Origin of the sequence: Rhodospirillum centenum SW, assembly GCF_000016185.1 — a bacterium.
GTDB classification, from domain to species: Bacteria; Pseudomonadota; Alphaproteobacteria; order Azospirillales; family Azospirillaceae; genus Rhodocista; species Rhodocista centena.
Map to the genome: position 1 here is coordinate 4,060,033 of NC_011420.2, position 18,767 is coordinate 4,078,799.

General features: G+C 71.0%; 10 protein-coding genes. 6 read left to right on the forward strand and 4 right to left on the reverse strand.

What is annotated here, in order from left to right:
* Nucleotides 1–63 precede the first annotated feature (63 nt).
* Entirely contained in the window at nt 64–3,081 is a 3,018-nt protein-coding gene (locus RC1_RS18565) for a ligand-binding sensor domain-containing diguanylate cyclase (protein ID WP_041785553.1), read from the forward strand.
* Nucleotides 3,082–3,112: 31 nt separating this feature from the next.
* On the opposite strand, the gene RC1_RS18570 is transcribed toward RC1_RS18565, so the two are convergent.
* Nucleotides 3,113–3,571: a hypothetical protein gene (locus tag RC1_RS18570; RefSeq protein WP_012568998.1), complete on the reverse strand. Its 459-nt coding sequence runs from the start codon at nt 3,569–3,571 to the stop codon at nt 3,113–3,115.
* 118 nt (nt 3,572–3,689) lie between these two features.
* Here RC1_RS18570 and RC1_RS18575 point away from each other — a divergent pair, with 118 nt between their 5' ends.
* The 3 genes from RC1_RS18575 to RC1_RS18585 all read left to right on the forward strand — a co-directional run bounded on the left by RC1_RS18575 (nt 3,690) and on the right by RC1_RS18585 (nt 8,641).
* Entirely contained in the window at nt 3,690–4,157 is a 468-nt protein-coding gene (locus tag RC1_RS18575) for a MarR family winged helix-turn-helix transcriptional regulator (protein WP_041785555.1), read from the forward strand.
* A 131-nt stretch (nt 4,158–4,288) separates the two neighbouring features.
* The gene (locus tag RC1_RS18580) at nt 4,289–5,488 is read left to right on the forward strand and encodes an efflux RND transporter periplasmic adaptor subunit (protein ID WP_012569001.1); all 1,200 of its coding nucleotides are present in this window, start codon (nt 4,289–4,291) and stop codon (nt 5,486–5,488) included.
* Nucleotides 5,489–5,494: 6 nt separating this feature from the next.
* Nucleotides 5,495–8,641 (forward strand): efflux RND transporter permease subunit, encoded by a 3,147-nt coding sequence (locus RC1_RS18585; RefSeq protein WP_012569002.1) that lies wholly within the window; start codon nt 5,495–5,497, stop codon nt 8,639–8,641.
* A gap of 58 nt (nt 8,642–8,699) precedes the next feature.
* Here the strand turns inward: RC1_RS18585 and RC1_RS18590 are convergent, their stop codons facing one another.
* The 3 genes from RC1_RS18590 to RC1_RS18600 form a co-directional block, all read right to left on the reverse strand.
* Nucleotides 8,700–11,015, reverse strand: a complete 2,316-nt coding sequence (locus RC1_RS18590) for a glucose/quinate/shikimate family membrane-bound PQQ-dependent dehydrogenase (RefSeq protein WP_012569003.1) — start codon at nt 11,013–11,015, stop codon at nt 8,700–8,702.
* Nucleotides 11,016–11,248: 233 nt separating this feature from the next.
* Complete coding sequence (locus RC1_RS18595) at nt 11,249–12,943, reverse strand: methyl-accepting chemotaxis protein (protein WP_012569004.1); 1,695 nt, start codon at nt 12,941–12,943, stop codon at nt 11,249–11,251.
* A 472-nt stretch (nt 12,944–13,415) separates the two neighbouring features.
* The gene (locus tag RC1_RS18600) at nt 13,416–15,593 is read right to left on the reverse strand and encodes a methyl-accepting chemotaxis protein (protein ID WP_012569006.1); all 2,178 of its coding nucleotides are present in this window, start codon (nt 15,591–15,593) and stop codon (nt 13,416–13,418) included.
* 355 nt (nt 15,594–15,948) lie between these two features.
* Here RC1_RS18600 and RC1_RS18605 point away from each other — a divergent pair, with 355 nt between their 5' ends.
* Entirely contained in the window at nt 15,949–18,141 is a 2,193-nt protein-coding gene (locus tag RC1_RS18605) for a TonB-dependent receptor (protein ID WP_012569008.1), read from the forward strand.
* Between the two features lie 35 nt (nt 18,142–18,176).
* Nucleotides 18,177–18,740, forward strand: a complete 564-nt coding sequence (locus RC1_RS18610) for a hypothetical protein (RefSeq protein ID WP_012569009.1) — start codon at nt 18,177–18,179, stop codon at nt 18,738–18,740.
* Nucleotides 18,741–18,767: the final 27 nt, after the last annotated feature.

Consider the following 18,767-nt stretch of genomic DNA (forward strand, 5'->3'; position numbering starts at 1 on the left):
TATGGTCATGTCTTCCCCCGCCCTCTCTCCGCGTTGTCCGTCATGACAAGCCGTGTTCTTCCAGTGCTCGCACTCATCCTTGCGGCCCTGGCCCTCGCGCCTCCTGCCCGGGCCAACGATCACTGGCAGGTTCTGGCGACCCCGGCTTTCGACAGCATCGGGCAGCGCGACGGTCTTCCCCATCCGATTGTCACCGCGGTCGTGCAGGATGCCCAGGGGTTCATGTGGGTGGGGACCCAGGGCGGTCTCTCGCGGTTCGACGGCTACCGGCTGCGGACCTATCTCGCCACCCCCTCCGATCCGGCGGGTCTCCCCCATGCCTATATCCTGGCCCTGCATGTGGACCATGCGGGCCGTCTGTGGGTCGGGACGGCGGGTGCGGGGGCCGCCTGGTATGACGAAACCCGTGACCGCTTCATCCCGCTGTCGCCGGACAGGGGGATGCTGCCGCATCCGCTCGTGCAGGACTTCGCCGACGACGGGCGGGGCGGGCTGTGGATCGCCACCCGCGGCGGCCTCGCCCACCGTACCGCCGACGGGACGCTTGTCACGGTCAGTCAAGGCGTGCCCGACCCGCGCATCAGTTCTCTGCTGCGGGATGACCGTGGCGCCGTCTGGATCGGGACTCAGGGGGGGCTCGCGCGGGTCGCTCCGGACGGTGACGGCCCGCGCCCCTTTCCCGGGCTGCCGGAAGGGATGGCGGCCCGGGTGCTGGGCAAGGACGCCGCCGACCGTATCCATGTCGCGGTGACGACCTCCGACAACGATCAGCTCTGGCGCGGCGGCGTGGACGGGTTCACGCCGGTCAAGGGGGCGGACGGGCAGAACCTCGGCTTTCCCCGTGGCAGTCTTGTCCGCATGGTCGATACCGGCACCGGCAGCCTGTGGATCGCCACGCTCAGGGACGGGATCATCGAACTGGAGGCGAAGACGGGGCGGACACACCCGATCCGGCACGACCGGGCCGACGACCTCAGCCTCGCCGACGATGTGCTCTTCGCCCTGTTCCGCGACCGTGGCGGCATGATCTGGGTGGGCACCCGCAACGGTCTCTCCCGGGTCGATGCTGCCGCTGCCAGCGTGACCTCGATCCGTTATTCGCCCTTGCGCCGCGAGGGGTTGAGCGGGGCCGACATCATGGCGGTCGATGCCCTGTCCGACGGCCGTGTGGCGGTGGGATATCTCGCCGGCGGCATCGACATTCTGGACCCGCGCGACGGGGTGGTCGAACGGCTGCCTCCGGGTGGCCTGCTGCCGGACGGGGCTGTGCTGGCCGTCCGGTTGCACGCGGGCCGCTACTATGTCGGCATGCAGCACGGTTTGGCGATCATCGATCCGGTTGCCCGCACGGTCAGCCGCCCCACGATGCCGGACCCGGACCGTGTCGTCCATTCGCTCCTCTTCCGCGAGGGACGCCTTCTGCTGGGCGGACGGGCGGGCCTGTTCGTCCTGGGGGCGTCGGGGAAGACGGTCGAGCGGTTCCGCTGCGTCGCGGCCGACGGGACGGACGCCGCGGCGGGTCTTGCCAATGCGATGTCGCTGCTGAACGGACCCGACGGGCGGCTCTGGGCCGGCACGCCCGACGGTCTGCATGCGGTGGATACCGGAACCTGCACCGGCCAGGTCCTGCGTCACGATCCCGCCGATCCGGCATCGCTGCCGGAGGGACTGTTGAGCGTGGTGCGCTTTGACAGCCAGGGACGCCCCTGGGTCGGCACCATGGGCAGTGGCCTTGCCGTCGGCGAACCGGGCGGCGGGACGCGCTTCCGCACCCTGACGACGGCCGACGGGCTGCCGAACAACAATATCGGGGAGATCCTGGAGGACCGCACCGGGGCCTTCTGGATCAGCACCGCCGATGGCATCGGCCGCGTCGCCCCCGATCTGACGGTGACGGCGTTCCGAGCGGCGGAGGGCGTCTCGCTTCCCGCCTACTGGGCGCGCTCCGGTGCTGCCACGCCGGCCGGGGACATGCTGTTCGGTGCCGGCGGCGGCCTGACCGTGATCGAGCCGGCCGAGCTGGGGCCGCATCGGCCGCACCCGCCGGTGCGGCTGACAGGACTGCGTGCCGGCGGGGTTGAGCAGCCGGTCGGGCTTTACAACGGCACCCGCATGGCCCCGCCGCTCGTCCTGCCGGGCCAGCAGCGCAGCCTTTCCGTCGATTTCGCCGCCCTGGGGTATGTCGCTGCCGACCTGATGCGTTACCGGGTCCGTCTGGACGGCTTCGACAGCGACTGGACCGACCGGGGACCGGCCGACCGCAGCGTCGCCTACACCAACCTGCCGCCCGGGGACTATGTCCTGCGGATCCAGGCGGTCGCCCCTGGCGAGGACTGGGGAGCGGACGATTTCACCCTGGATGTCCGGGTCGAGGCCGGCTGGTATCAGACCAATGCCTTCCGCGCCCTCATGGTGATGCTGGCGGCGCTGCTGGTGGTGGCCATCGTGCAGGGCCGCACATCTGTTCTACGCCGCCGTCAGGCCCAGTTGCAGAAGGAGGTGGCGGAGCGGACCCGGGAACTGGAACTGGCGAACCGACGGCTGGAGCAGCTTGCCAACACCGATCCGCTCACCGGCATTCTGAACCACCGGGCCTTCTGGGCGGCGCTGGAGGCGGAATGGGACCGGGCCTGCCGCTATGGCCGCGTGTTCAGTGTCTTGCAGATCGACATGGACCATTTCAAGCGGGTCAACGACACCTATGGACATGCGGCGGGGGATGCTGTTCTGCAGACGCTGACGGACCGGGTCGGCCGGCTGCTGCGCTCGGTGGACAGGTTCGGCCGCCTGGGTGGTGAGGAATTCGCCGTGCTCCTGCCCGATACCGGATACGAGGGGGCGGTGCAGGTGGCCGAACGCATCCTGGACGCCATCCGCACCGAACCCGTCCTTTTCGAAGGGACCGCGATACCGATTTCGGCCAGCATCGGCGGCAGTTCGCTGCGCCCCGACGACGCCAACGTGAACGTCATCCTGCACCGGGCGGATGCGGCGCTGTACGCGGCGAAGGGGCGGGGGCGCAGCCAGGCGGCCTTCGCCGAGGACGGGGCCGGCTGGCTGGATCAGGCCCGCCCGGCCTGAGCGAAGGCCGCAGCTTCCCCGTGCAGCCGTCCTACACGGCCGTCCGGCGCCGCAGGCGGCCGCTCAGGACAAACCCGTCGCGCGCGTTCAGGCCCAGCAGCACGAGGTTCGTGGCACCGGCCAGCAGTTCCACCGCCTGCACGGCATAGAAAGTTGCGTCGAAGGCACCGGCCTCCGCCTTCGCTGCCAGGAACAGGGCGGCCGGAACCAGCACCAGCAGCCCGTTCGCCGCGATCAGCGGCATGCGCCGGCGCTTCGCCGCGGCCAGGGGCGCTGTCCACCCGGCCCCCAGGCGGAAGCCCGACCCGCCGGCGAGCGCGATCGCCGGGATCAGCACCAGCAGCAGCCAGGGGATCGCCGTCTTCACGACGACGATGTCCGCCGGCGTGCCCGCCAGTTCCGCCAGCAGGGTGGCAATGAGGAACCCCGACACCATCAGCAGGGCGGTGGCGCCGGCGACGGGATGGATGAGCTTCACAAGGGAGCGCATGGCGAGGGTCCTTCCGCAGGGGCCGGGCCGGGGATCGGCCGGCGGGGACGGGTCCGTCAATATACATAGCATGCCATATATCATTGCATGGCATGCTATGCAAGACCAGTATCCCCGCATGGCCTTCGACAAGACGACCTCGGCGGGCTATCTCGCCAACCATCTGGCCCGGCTCTTCGCGATCCGGCTGCAGGAGCGCATCCGGCCCCTGGGGCTGGCCCCGGCCCAGTTCATGACCCTGATCGAACTCTGGCGGCAGGACGGGCTGACCCAGCGCGAGCTGGTCGAACGCCTGGACGTGGAGCAGGCGACCATGGCCAAGACCCTGGCCCGGATGGAACGCGACGGGCTGGTCGTCCGCCGGCCGCATCCGGGTGACGGACGGGCACAGCAGGTCTGGCTGACCGAGACAGCCCGCCTGCTGCAAGGACCGGCCACTGCTGCCGCGCAGGACGTGAACCGGGCGGCGCTCGCCCCCCTGTCCGAGCCGGAGCGGCGGCAGCTCATCGACCTGATCGCCCGGGTGGTTGCGGGGATGCGCGCAGACGGGGCCATCCCCTCCGATAATTCGGCCGCCGACGGCTGAAGCTACGCCGGTTTTTCGGATCGGCCCGCACGATGATCCGTGCGGATTCGCCCTCCCGGCTGTTGCAGGCGCGCAGGTCCGGTTTTCTGCCCCGGAGTCCTGTCCGGGTTCCTGGCAGCCAAGGCGCGCCCATGATCCACCCCAGCCGCACCGGCCGGTCGCTCCGGGCCGCTCTCGCCTTCCTCCTTGTGGTCGTGCCCGGACCGGCGGTCGCGCAGGCGCCCGGCGGGGCCGGTGGCCCGCCTCCCGCCGTCGTGACGGCGGAGGTCGGGACGGCGCCGATCGCACCGCCCGCCGAGTTCGTCGGCCGTGTCGAGGCGGTCGCCAGTTTCGAGGCCCGGCCGCGGGTGTCCGGTACGCTGGAGGCCGTGGCCTTCGAGGAGGGCACGGATGTCGAGGCGGGCCAGCTCCTCTACGTCATCGAGCCGGCGCCCTACGAGGCCGAGAGGACCGCCGCCGAGGCCCAGCTCGCCCGCGCCCAGGCCCAGTTGACCGAGGCATCGGAATCCGCGCGCCGGGCGGAGGCGCTGCGCTCCAAGGGAACCGTCAGCGAGGCCGCCCTGGACGAGGCCCAGGCCGCGCTCGCCTCGGCCGAGGCCGACGTGCTGGCCGCCAAGGCGCAGCTCCAGCAGACGGAACTGCGGCTCTCCTATACCCGCATCGCCAGCCCGATCGCCGGACGCATCGGGGCGACCGCCGTCACCGCCGGCAATCTGGTGACGCCCGAGACGGGCGTGCTGACGACGGTCGTCGATCTCGATCCGATCCGCGTCACCTTCTCCGTCTCGGACCGGCAGGTGCTCCAGGTCATGCAGCAGACCGGGGCGGAGACCCTGGCGCAGCTCGGCGACCGCTTCGTGCCGACCTTGCGGCTGGCGACGGGGGCGGACTATCCCCACCGCGGCCGGGTCGAGTTCATGGACAACCGGGTCGATCCGCGCACCGGCACCGTCACCGTGCGCGCCCTGTTTCCCAACCCGGACCGGCTGCTGCTGCCCGGCCAGTACGCCACGGTGCTGGTCCGGCCGCAGGCGGTGGAGAGCGGGCCCGCGGTCCCGGTCAGTGCCGTGCAGCGCGACCGCGAGGGGCCGTTCGTGCTGGTCGTCGACTCCGACAACGTGGCGCGGATGCGGCGGGTGACCCTGGGGGCGCAGTCCGACGGGCTGTTCGCGGTCGAGCAGGGTCTGGACCCCGGCGAGGTGATCGTGGTGACGGGGCAGCAGAAGGCCCGCCCCGGCGCCCCCGTCCGCCCCGTGCCCGATACGGCGTCGGAGGCTCCTCCGGCCGGTGAAGCCGCGCCCGCCATCGACGGCTCCGGCGGGCAGGGCTAGGCCGGCATGATCTCGCACATCTTCGTCCGCCGGCCGAACCTGGCCATCGTGCTGTCGCTGGTCCTGCTGGTGGCGGGGCTGCTGGCCCTGCGCGCCATCCCCGTCGCGCAGTTCCCGCCGATCACCCCGCCCGCCGTGCAGGTCAGCGCGACCTATCCCGGCGCCAACGCCCAGGTGGTGGCGGAAACGGTGGCGGCCCCCATCGAGGCCCAGGTGAACGGGGTGGACGACATGCTCTACATGTCCTCCACCAGCACCGATGCCGGCAGTTACTCCCTGACGGTGACCTTCGAGGTCGGCACCGACCCCGACCTTGCGGCCATCAACGTACAGAACCGGGTGCAGCTCGCCACGGCCCTGCTGCCCTCGGCCGTGGCGCGTCAGGGGGTGGCGGTCCGCAAGCAGTCCACGAACATGCTGCTGGCCGTGAACCTGTTCGCCACGGACGAGCGGCTGGATTCCCTCTTCATCAGCAACTATGCCAGCCTGAACCTGCGCGATCGCGTCGCCCGCATCGAGGGGGTGGGCGAGGCGCAGGTGCTGGGGGCGCTGACCTACAGCATGCGGATCTGGATGTATCCGGACCGGATGACGTCGCTGGGCGTCACGGCCGGGGACATCATCTCGGCGCTGGAGGCGCAGAACGTGCAGGCGCCGGCCGGCCAGATCGGCGCCCCGCCGATCGGCACCGACCAGCGCCAGCAGCTCACCGTCATCGCCGAGGGCCGGCTGGAGGATGCGCAGGAGTTCCGTCAGGTCGTCGTGCGGGTCGGCGAAGCCGGTGCCCTGGTCCGGCTGGGCGACGTGGCCGATGTGGAACTGGGGGCGCAGACCTACACGGCCAGCGCCCGGCTGAACGGCCAGCCCTCCGCCACGCTGGTCGTCTACCAGTCGCCCGACGCGAACGCGCTGGAGGTCGCGGACTCCGTGCGGGCGGAGATCGAGCGGCTGGCCGGTCAGTTCCCGCCCGGTCTCGACTACGCGGTGGTGTTCGACACCACCCGCTTCGTCTCCGCCACCATCGAGGAGATCGCGCTCACCCTGGCGATCACCTTCGTGCTGGTGGTCGGGGTGACCTTCCTCTTCCTTCAGGATTTCCGCTCGACCCTGATCCCGACGCTGGCGATCCCGGTGTCGCTGGTCGCCACCTTTGCCGTGCTGCTGGTCCTGGGCTACAGCGCCAACACCGTCACCCTCTTCGCGCTGGTGCTTGCCATCGGGCTGGTCGTGGACGATGCCATCGTTGTGGTGGAGAACGTCCACCGCGTCATGGGGGATGCGCCCGACCTGGCCCCCGGAACCGCCGCCATCCGGGCGATGGGGGAGGTGACGGGTCCGATCGTCGCCTCCACCCTCGTGCTGGCGGCGGTCTTCGTGCCCGTCGCCTTCCTGCCCGGCATCACAGGCCAGCTCTACCGCCAGTTCGCCGTGACGATCACGGTCGCCTTCCTGATCTCCGGTCTCGTCTCCCTGACGCTCAGCCCCGCCCTCTGCGCCCTGATCCTGAAGCCGGGCCACCAGCCCCGGCGGCGCGGGCCGCTGGGACTGTTCAACCGGGTGCTGGACCGGACCCGGGCGGGCTACGGTGCCCTGGTCGGGCGGCTGGGCCGGCATCTCATCGTGGTGACGGGGGCACTGGCGCTGGTGATCGCCGGCGGCTGGGTCTCGCTGCGCGCGGTGCCGACCGCCTTCCTGCCGGCGGAGGATGCCGGTTACTTCTTCGTCAACATCCAGCTCCCGAGCGCCGCCGCCCTCAACCGGACGGAGGAGGTGGTGGACCGGGTGGCGTCCATGGTGCAGGAGACGCCGGGCGTCGCGGACGTCATCACCGTTTCCGGGTTCAGCCTTCTGGGCGGCGGCGGCTCCAACGCCGGGCTCGCCATCGTCGTGCTGGAGCCCTGGGCCGACCGGTCGGAGGAGGAGAGCGTGCAGGCCCTGATCGGGGCGCTCACGCCCCGCTTCTACGCCATGCCGGAGGCGAACATCGTCGCCTTCAACCCGCCCTCGATCCCCGGGCTGGGGGCCACCGGCGGTTTCGACCTGCGCCTCCAGGCGCTGTCGGGGCAGTCGCCGCAGGAGCTGGCGTCGGTGCTGCGCGGCCTGCTGGTCGCGGCCAACCAGAACCCGGCATTGCAGGCGGTCTTCTCCACCTATTCAGCGGACGTGCCGCATCTTTTCGTGGACCTGGACCGCACCCGCGCGGCGACGCTGGGCGTCACCCCGGCCGAGGTGTTCGGGACCCTCCAGGCGCATCTCGGCTCGGCCTACGTGAACGACTTCAACCTGTACGGCCGGGTCTTCCAGGTCCGGGTCCAGGACGCGCCGCAGTACCGCGACACGGCCAGCGTGATCCAGCGGCTGCATGTCCGGGCCCGGAGCGGGGAGCTGGTGCCGCTTTCCAGTCTGGTCAGCGTGGATACCGCCCTCGCTCCCGATTCCATCGGCCGCTACAACCAGTTCCTGGCGGCCACGGTGAACGGTGAGGCGGCGGCCGGCCGCACCTCGGGCGAAGCGCTGGCAGCCATGGAGGGGGTGCTGGCGGAAACGCTGCCCGACGGCTTCGGCTACGAATGGTCGGACCTGTCCTTCCAGGAGGCCCGCGCGGGCGGGGCTGCGGCGCTGGTCTTCGGTCTTGCGCTGCTGTTCGCCTTCCTGTTCCTGGTGGCGCAGTTCGAGAGCTGGACCCTGCCTCTGGCGGTGGTGCTCTCCGTCTCCGTGGCCCTCCTGGGAGCACTGGGCGGGCTGCTGCTCACGGCGTCGCCGCTGGACGTCTATGCCCAGATCGGCCTTGTCCTGCTGGTCGGGCTGGCGGCGAAGAACGCCATCCTGATCGTGGAGTTCAGCCGCACCCGCCTGGAGCACGGCATGTCGGTGATCGACGCGGCGGTGGATGGCGCACGCACGCGGTTCCGGGCCGTGCTGATGACCGCCTTCTCCTTCATCCTCGGCGTCGTGCCGCTGCTGGTCGCCTCCGGGGCGGGGGCCGCCAGCCGCCAGTCCATCGGCATCACCGTCTTCAGCGGCATGCTGGCGGCGACGCTGGTGGGCATCATCTTCGTGCCGCTGCTGTTCGTGCTGATCGAGCGGCTGGCGCTGCGCGTCCGTCGCCGGCGCAGCCCCGCCGGAGACCGGCGGCGGGAGGCGGCGGAATAGGACGGTGCGCCCGGTCCGGACGCCCCCCCCCCTCGGAGCCTGCTGTCGGCGTCTACCGTCAGCGCGGCAGGGCGAAGGCCACGACGAAGTCGCCCGTGTCGGTGCCGATGGAGCCGTGGCCGCCGGCCACCTGCACCACGTACTGCCGGCCATCGACCATGTAGGTCATGGGCGTGGCCTGCCCGCCGGCCGGCAGCCGGTGTTCCCAGATCTGCCGGCCCGTCGTCAGATCATAGGTGCGCAGGTAGTTGTCGATGGTCGCGCTCAGGAAGACCACGCCGCCCGCCGTGATGACCGGACCGCCCAGACCGGGCACGCCGATCCGGATCGGCACGGGAACCGGGGCCGCGTCCTGGATGGTGCCGTTCCTGTGCATCCAGGCGATCCCGCCGGTGCGCAGGTCCGCGCCGGCCACGTAGCCCCAGGGTGGCTGCTGGCAGGGCAGGCCCAGGGGCGACAGGAAGGGCTGCATGATGACACCGTAGGGGCCGCCGACATTCAGGTTCAGCCCGGCCTCGCCGGTGTTCACCTCCTGCTCGGGGCCGATCCGGTCGGCCGGGATGAGCTGCGAGGTGAAGGCCAGATGGGTGGGCATGCCGACCATCACCTGCCGCACCGGGTCCACGGCGATGGAGCCCCAGTTGAACACACCGAAATTGCCCGGGTAGACCAGGGTCCCCTGCGTGGAGGGCGGGGTGTAGCGCCCCTCGTAGCGCAGCGACCGGAACTTGATCCGGCAGGCGAGCTGGTCGAGCAGGCTGACGCCCCACATGTCCGCTTCCTGCAGGGGCCGGGGCGTGAAGGCCAGCGCGGAGACGGGCTGGGTGGGGGCGCTGAAATCCTCCGGGATCGTGCCGCCGGGGGCGGGGACCTCCCGCACCGGCAGGATCGGCTCGCCGGTGCGGCGGTCCAGCACGTAGACGTCGCCCTGCTTGGTCGGCGCGACGATGGCCGGGACGCGGCCGCCGGGCATGTCGAGATCGAGCAGCAGCGGCTGTGCCGGCACGTCCATGTCCCAGAGATCGTGATGGACCGTCTGGAAGACCCAGCGCACCTGCCCCGTCTCAAGGTCCAGCGCCGTGACGGAGGAGGAGAACCGCTCGACCGCCGGGCTGCGGCCCATGCCGAGCTGGTCCGGTGTCCGGTTGCCCAGGGGGACGTAGAGCATCCCCAGGTCCGGATCGGCGCTCATCACCGACCAGGTGTTGGGCGAGTTCGGCGTGTAGGTCTCTCCCGGCGGCAGCGGCTCGGTGCGGTCCGGATTGCCGGAATCCCAGTTCCAGACCAGATCGCCCGTGTCCACGTCGTAGGCCCGGATGACGCCCGAGGGCGCCTGGACGGCATAGTTGTCGTTCACGGCGCCGCCGATGATGACCAGCCCGCGCGCCACCACGGGCGGCGAGGTGGAATAGTAGAAGCCGGCCTTCTGGTTCGGCATGTGCGCCCAGAGATCGACCGCGCCGTTCTCGCCGAAGCCGGTGCAGACGGCGCCGGTGGCGGCATCCAGGGCGATCAGCCGGGCATCGGAGGTCGGCAGGAAGATCCGCGCGGCGCAGCTCTGCCCTGCGAGTTCCGGGTCGGCATGGTAGGAGACGCCGCGGCAGGTCTGGTGCTGCCGGTTCTCCTCCAGCCCCACCATCGGGTTGAAGCGCCACCGCTCCTCCCCGGTCGCCGCGTCCACGGCGATGGCGAGGTTGTGCGGCGTGCAGAGATAGAGCAGACCGTCCACCATCAGCGGCGTGACCTGATAGGTCGTCTCCGTCACGTCCTCCGGCCGCATCACGTCGCCGGTGCGGTAGGTCCAGGCCACCTGCAAGCGGTCGACATTGCGGGGCGTGATCTGGTCCAGCGGCGAATAACGCTGTCCCTTCAGCGTCCGGCCGTAATGGTGCCATTCGCCGGGCGGCACGCTGTCGTCGCTCAGGGCGGGATCGGCCGCCGCCTGTGCCGTCCGTGCGGGGGCGAGCTGCCCGGCGGTGCGGTGCTCGTCCCGCGTCAGGGCCAGCCCGGCCGTTGCCACGCAGGCCAGCACGGCCAGTCCCAGCGCGATCCGGCCGAGGCCCCAGCCGGAAGCCTCCCGCGTGGCCCAGGGCGTCAGCAGCCAGACGGCGGCCAGGATGACCAGCCCGCCGCGGGTGCCCAGGGGCCACCAGTCGAGGCCGGCTTCCGTCACGGCCCAGGCGAGCGTGCCGACCAGGACGGCGGCGAACAGCAGCCGTGCGAGGGTCCCGGACCGCGGCAGCAGGGCCGCGGTCAGGAGGAATCCCAGGCCGGCGAGCAGGTAGTACCAGCTTCCGCCGAGCGAAATCAGCCAGACACCGCCGGCGGCCAGGGGAAGTCCGATCAGGACGAGCAGGACGAGGGAGAGGACCATCGGCTTCGGCTCCGGTGCCGGACGCTCTCGTCGTCGCTGCACGACCGGCGGTACGGGGGCTGGGCGGGAACGGTCCGCGACCGGACCGCGCGGCGGCTGCACGCCGGCGCTCACGCGGCCCGGGGAAAGGCCGCGCGCTGGTCAATGCGCAGGATCGCCGAAGGTTCCCGGCCCGTGCCGGAGCGGGAGCGTCGGAGGGGGTAGCCGGACGGGACTGGCCGGAAGGGGAGCGGTCAGGCGCTGCGACGCTGCCCGACCTCGTCCGTCGCCTCGCGGACGATGGTGACGATCTTCTGGCGCAGGGCGTTGACGCTGTCCGCCACATCCGTGGTCTTGGCATGGACCCGGGCCGCCTGGCTGCCGGTCTCGCGTGCCGTGCTGGCGACGGCGCTGATGAGCCGCGCGACCTCGCGGGCGGCGTTGCTCGTCTCGCCCACGCTGTCGCTGATCTCCTGTGTGGCCTTGCGCTGCTCCTCCACCGCCAGGGCGATGGCGCCGGAGATCTCGTGGATCTGCGACACGCTGGTCGTCATCTGGTGGACGGCCGCCACGGCGTCGGTGCTGCGCTGCTGGATGGCGGCGAGGCTGGCCGTGATCTCCTCGGTGGAGCGGGCGGTCTGGGTGGCGAGGTTCTTCACCTCCCCGGCGACGACGGCGAAGCCCTTGCCCGCTTCCCCGGCGCGGGCCGCCTCGATCGTGGCGTTCAGCGCCAGCAGGTTCGTCTGCTGGGCGATGTCGCGGATCAACTGGGCGATGGTGCCGATCCGCTCGATGTCCTGCGACAGCCCGTCAATGACATCGGCCGCCGCCTGTGTCTCACCCACGGCCGTTTCGGTGACCGCACCGGCGCTGGCGACCTGCCGGGCGATCTCCTGGATGGCCGCGCCGAGCTGCTCCGTGGCGACGGCGACCGCGCTGGCATTCGCCAGCGCCTCCTCCGCCGCGGCGGCCACGCCGCTGGCGTCATGGCTGACCCGGTCGGCGGCGCTGGACATGCCGGTGGCGTCGCTCGCCATGGCATCGGTGTCGGAGGCGACGGTCTTCACCGCCTCGATGGATTCCCGCTCCACCGTCTCGGCCATGCGGCGCAACGCCTGCTCGCGATCCCGTGCCGCCCGGGTCTCCAGCTCGACCCGTTCCAGATGGGTGTAGGCCAGCCGCGCGCGCAGGGCGCGGATCTGGCCGGCCAGGGGGATGAAATCGGGGCAGGTGGGGATTTCGACGTCATGGCGGAAGTCGCTGCGCGCCGTCGCCTCCAGGTGCGCCTGGGCGCGGCCCAGTTCCCGCTTGGTAAGCGTGAGCACACCGAAGATGCCGCCGGCCCCCGCCGCCAGGGCTGCCGCCAGCAGCCCGATGACCTCGGGTTCGCCGCTCCAGGCCATGGCGGCCAACAGCAGGATGGCGTAGGCGGCGAAGCCGATCATGGCGCGGCCGCTGATGCTCCGCAGCATCCGCCCGGCCCGGCCCGCCGGCGTGGTGGGCCGGACCTCGCCCTCCTTCAGCATGATGCCCTTGGCGCGGCCGGTGCGGATGTCGGCGTAGAGCGCCTCGCAGGCGTCGATCTGGGCCCGGGTCGGCGCCTGCCGGATGGAGATGTAGCCCACCAGCCGGCCGCCCTCGACCTCGGGCGTGACATTGGCGCGGACCCAGTAATGGTCGCCGTTCTTGCGCCGGTTCTTGACCACGCCCTCCCACGGCTTGCCCGACTGGATCGTCGCCCAGAGATCGGCGAAGGCGACCTTGGGCATGTCGGGATGGCGCAGGATGTTGTGCGGGGCGCCGAGCAGCTCCTTCTCGGTGTAGCCGGACATCTCCACGAAGGTCTGGTTCACGAAGGTGATCCGACCTTTGAGATCCGTCCTCGACACGATGAAGGCACCCTCGGGCATGGGCACTTCCTTGCCGGTGACGGGACCGTTGTCGCGCATGCGGGAACTCCGGGAGAGAGGCGTGGCGGGGGGCAGGGCAGGGGGGGCAGTGTGTCGATCGGCGGGCACGCGACGGCGCCCGCGCGGCGCTGGAGAGCGGGCGGGTCAGGTCGTCATCGGGGGGCGCTCGGGGACGGATCGGGGCAGAGAGGTGGATGGCCAGGGAGCATCGGGACGCGCATTTCCCGGACCCGGTGTCAGGCCCGTTCCTTGGGGGAGGCATGACGGCGAAACCCGCCCTTTGTCCGACGGCATGGACAAAGGACTGGTTAATAAAATTTTAACCTTAATCTACTCTTGCGGTAGGGGTATTATTAAGTCGGCTCACGACTTCCGCTCTTGATCCAGATCAATCGTAGGTCGGATGGATGCACCGATTTGTGTGCATTCATCCGCTCTCTGCCGGTCTCCGCAGTCTGGGCGTGCGCGCTCCCCGACGGAGCAGGGCCGCCGAGCGCCCCGGAAATCCTGTTCAGGCAGCCCGGGTCGCCCCGTCCCGGTCGGCCGTTGCAGAGCGCACCACCCGCACGATCACCTGACGCAGGTCCTCGACACTGGTCGCCACCTCGGATGCTTCGTCGCGCACCCGCGCGGCATCGCTGCCGGTGGCGGATGCCTCGTCCGACACGTCCGCGATCCGGGTGGAGACATTGCGGGCGGCCTCGGCCGCCTCGGCCACGCTGCGCGCGATCTCCCCCGTCGCCGCCGCCTGTTCCTCGATCGCCGCGGCGATGGCGGTGGAGATGCTGTCCACCTCCTCGATCCGCCGGGAGATGCGGCCGACGGACTCGACGGCCAGCCGGGTCGCGGCCTGGATGCCGGCGATCTGGTGCTGGATGTCCTCCGTGGAACGTGAGGTCTGGTTGGCCAGCGACTTGACCTCGTGCGCCACGACGGCGAAGCCCTTGCCGGCCTCCCCGGCGCGGGCGGCCTCGATGGTCGCGTTCAGCGCCAGCAGGTTCGTCTGGCCGGCGATGTCGTTGATGATGGTGGCGAACTCGCCGATGCGGCTGACCGCATCGGACAGGGCGGCGATGGTCTGCTGCGTGTCGGTTCCGGCTTTCACCGCCTCCCGCGTGACGCTGGTGGCCTGGCCGATCTGGGCCGTGATCTCGCGGATGGAGGCGGACAGCTCCTCCGTCGCCGCGGCGACGGTGTTGGCACTGGTCAGGGCCTCGGACGCGGCGGCGGACACGCTGCCGGAACTTTCCGTGACCCGGCCGGCGGCCTCGGCGATGCCATCCACGCGGCTGGTCATCCGGCGCGTCCGCTCGGACACCGTGGCGACCGCGCTGCCGGCCTCCCGCTCGACCGTATCGGCCATGCGCAGCAGGGCGGAGCGCCGGGCTTCTTCGGCTTCCTGGCGTTGCTCGGCCTGCTCCTGCTGGCCATAGGCCAGTCTGGCCCGCAGACTGCGCATCTGGGCGCTCAGACGGGTGAATTCCGCCACCGGCGATGTCGGGATCGCGTGGGCGAAGTCGCCGCGGGCCAGGGCGTCGAAATCGACCTCGGCCCGGGTCAGCGGCCGTCGGATCGAGCGCAGGACCATGGCGCCCAGCCCCACCATCAGCGCGGCCAGCAGGCCGACGACTGCCACGGTCTCCCAGAGACGGCTGCGGAAGGCGGCCGTGGCGTCATCGAACGCTGCGTGCGCGGCCTGCGCCATCTCCGCCTGCAGGTCACGTCCATCCTGGACCGCCGCCTCGAACAGGGGTCTGATCTTGGTGTCCAGCAGTCTCTTCACACCGTCGGCGTCGCCGTGCAGGGCTTTCTCCAGGGCGGGCGACAGCCCTTCCTGCCGGTACAGCGCCCGCCGTTCGACGAAGCGTCTGGCCGCTTCCGCCGTCCCCGGATCGTGCTGCTTGAACTCTGTCAGTTCAGCATTGATCGCCTCGGAAGTGCTCCGGACCTGCGCCACCTGTCCGGCGATCACTTCCGGCGCGGCGCCCGTGCGCAGCGCCAGCGCGATGGCGGTGACCGCCTCCTGGTTGGCGCGCATCAGGTCCAGGGCGGCGCCCAGGTTCAGCGCGGGACGCATGTTCTCCTGAAAGACGGTGTGCAGGCGTTCGTTGCTGTCCGCCATGCCGGACAGACCGGACCAGGCGCCGACGCCGCCGGCCACCATGCCGATGGCGATCATCGCGGTCAGGCGCCCGGTGATGCTGCGGATGAAGCGTCTCACCCTCGCGCCCGGCCCCGCGGCGATGACGGCGCCTTCCCGGATGCGCTCGCCGGCGGCGCGGTTTTCACGGAAGCGGGCATAGGCTTCCTCGGCCGCGGCGATCTCCGCCCGGGTCGGCCGGGAGCGGATGGAGACATAGCCGACGACGCGCCCGTTCTCCACCTGCGGGGTGACGTTGGCGCGGACCCAGTAATGGTCGCCGTTCTTGCAGCGGTTCTTGACCAGCCCCTCCCAGGGGCGGCCTGCCTTGACCGTGGCCCAGAGGTCCGCGAACGCCTCCTTCGGCATGTGCGGATGGCGGACGAGGTTGTGCGGCGCGCCGACAAGCTCCTCCCGGGAGAAGCCGCTGATCTCGATGAACGCCCGGTTCACGAAGACGATCCGGCCTCCGGTGTCGGTGCGCGACACCAGCAGTTCGTCGTCGCGCAGTTCCACTTCCCGACCCGTGATCGGCCCATTGTCGCGCACTGGCGTCCCCCGTCGTTCCGCCGCCGTCGACCGCGGTGCGGCCGATCCGTGTCGGTTCAGGGAGCGAATTAGTTTCACCGGATTCGGGTCCCATCTATCCCGATGGAGGGATGGCCGATGGAGGGATGGGGACACGAGCCGGCCAATCCATGGCGCTTTGTCCGGACCGGATAAAGAAACATACGGACGAGATCGGACTGATTGCGTGGGATCGGGAGGTCATCGGCACAATGCTGTCAGAAGCGCGTTGCGCCGTCTCCTCAAGTATGCAATTTAGAAGCGTTCGCACGCGTAGCGCTGGCGCCCGGTACGTCCCCCGATACGCCCCCCCGATATCCCCCTGGAGTCCCCTCGGATGACGCGCGTCCTTTCCGGTTCCGCAGCCCTGGCCCTGGTGATCGGCCTCGCCGCCCCGGCTTTCGCCCAGTCCACGCCCATGCCCACGTCCACGCCCACGCCCGCCAGCGACCAGGAGATCGAGGAGATCATCGTCATCGGCAGCGGCTCCCAGGTCGGCCTGACCGGGGCCTATGCCGGCGGCCAGGTGGCCCGCGGCGGGCGCGCCGGCCTGCTGGGCAACCTGGACATGATGGACGCGCCCTTCGCCACCACGGCCTACACCTCGGCGCTGATCGGGCAGCAGCAGGCCAAGAGCGTGGCGGACGTGCTCCAGAACGACCCCGTGGTGCGGGTCGCCCGCGGCTTCGGGAACTTCCAGGAACTCTATGTGATCCGCGGCTTCCCGGTCTATTCGGACGACATGACCTACAATGGCGTCTACGGCATCCTGCCGCGCCAGTACGTCGCCGCCGAACTGCTGGAGCGGGTCGAGGTCTTCCGCGGTGCCAATTCCTTCCTCAACGGTGCCGCCCCCGGCGGCAGCGCCGCCGGCGGTTCGGTCAATCTGGTGCCGAAGCGCGCGCCGAAGGACCCGCTGAACCGCGTCACCCTGGGCTTCGAGAATGACGGTCAGGGCTATGCCGCCGTGGACGTCGCGCGCCGCTTCGGCCAGGGCGACGCCGCCGGCATCCGGCTGAACGCCGTGCGGCGCGACGGCGAGACCTCGGTGGAGGGGCAGGACCGCGAGCTGAGCGTGCTCGCCTTCGGCGCCGACTACCAGGGCGAGCGGCTGCGTCTGTCCGCCGACATCGGCTATCAGGACCACCATATCGACGCGCCGCGGCCCAGCGTCACCCCGCTGGGCGCCATCCCGTCGGCCCCCGACGCCGCCCGCAATTTCGCCCAGCCCTGGACCTACAGCGACGAGGAACAGCGTTTCGGCGCCGTCCGGGCGGAATACGACCTGACCGACCGGATCACGGCCTGGGCCGCGTTCGGCGCGCGCGACGGCAAGGAGGACAACGTCCTGGCCAACCCGGACGCGCTGGCCGACGGCACCACCAGCGCCTACCGGTTCGACAATGTGCGCGAGGACACGGTCTACTCCGCCGATACCGGCATCCGCGGCGACTTCGCCACCGGCCCGGTCGGGCACCGCGTGATCCTGTCGGGCTCCGCTGTCTCGCTGAAGTCGCGCAACGCCTACGCCTTCTCCAGCTTCGCCGGGTTCGCGGGCAATCTCTACCGTCCGGTCGCGGTGACGGCCCCGGCGGCCGATTTCTTCGTCGGCGGCGACCTGTCCGACCCGCACGTCACCGAGAGGAGCGACAACACCAGCCTGGCGCTGGCCGACATGCTGTCGTTCCTGGACGGCACGGTGCTGCTGACCGTGGGCGCCCGCTACCAGAGCATCGAGACGAAGACCTACGACTACAACACGGGGGCGCGGCTGTCCGGCTACGACGACGATGCGGTCACCCCGACCGTCGCCCTGGTCTACAAGCCGACGGATCAGATCTCCCTCTACGGCAACTACGCCGAGAGCCTGCGGCCGGGCGAGGTCGCCCCGGCCACCAGCGGCAGCAGCCCGGTGCTGAACGCGGGCGAGGCCTTCAGTCCCTACACCGCCGAACAGTACGAGATCGGCGCCAAGTACGATGCCGGGAGCTTCGGCGCCACGCTCAGCGCCTTCACCATCACGCTGCCGAGTTCGATCGTCGAGGACAACGTCTTCTCCGTCTCGGGCGAGCAGCGCAACCGCGGCCTGGAACTGAGCGTCTTCGGCGAGCCCGTCGAAGGGGTGCGCCTGCTGGGCGGGCTGACCTGGATCGACGCCGAGCTGACCCGCACGGCCAGCGGCGTCAACGAGGGGAACACGGCGATCGGCGTGCCCGACCTTCAGCTCAACGTGAACGTCGCCTGGGACGTGCCCGTGCTGCCGGGCCTGACGGTGGATGCACGGATGGTCCATACGGCGTCGCAGTATGCCGACGCCGCCAACACCACCAGCATCCCGTCCTGGACCCGCTTCGACCTGGGCGCCAGCTACGAGGTCGACCTCGCGGGCCGGGCCGTCGCCCTGCGCGGCCGGGTCGAGAACGTGACCGGCAAGGACTACTGGGCCTCCGCCGGAGGCTATCCGGGAGCGAACTATCTGGTGCTCGGCACGCCGCGCACCTTCATCCTGTCCGCCGCGGTGGACTTCTGAGGGGCGGGTGCTCGCCGGAAAGGGGAGAAGGGACGATGCCTGAAGCGGTGCCGATGGCGCTGGCCGCCGTCGCGGCGGCGGGGGCGGGCGTGGGCCTGCTGTACCAGTGCTGGCGTCGGCGCCCGGCGCGGGCCGGCTGGCTGGTCGCTCTGGGCTGGCTGCTGCTGGCGGTGTCGCTGCTGCCCTGGGTCCGGGCCGCGGGCGCGGAGTTCGGCACCGCCTACGCGCTGCTGGCCGTCACCGGCGCCGGCTGGGCCGGTGTCCTGGCCGCGGCGGAACTGCGCCGGCCCCGGCGTCAGGCGGCCGTTGGCGGCGGCGCCGAGGCTGCGGAGACCGGGCCGGGCCGGGGCGTCCGGCGCCACCTGCTGCTGTTCGTCCTGGCGGTGCCCGTCGCGGCCGCGGCTGCGGCGTTCGCCACCGTCGGGCTGACCCGCCTGCTGCCCTGGACCGTGGTGGACCGCATGGCCCTGTCCGCCCTGCTGATGCCGGTGGTCTGGGGCTGTGCCGCCTACTGGGTCACGGCCGATCCGCGGCCGCTGCGCCCCGTGCTGGGGATGGTGGTCGCCGCCCTGGTCGGCGGCGTCGCCATCATCGTCTGACCGAGACCGCTCCGGCCAAGGAGGCTC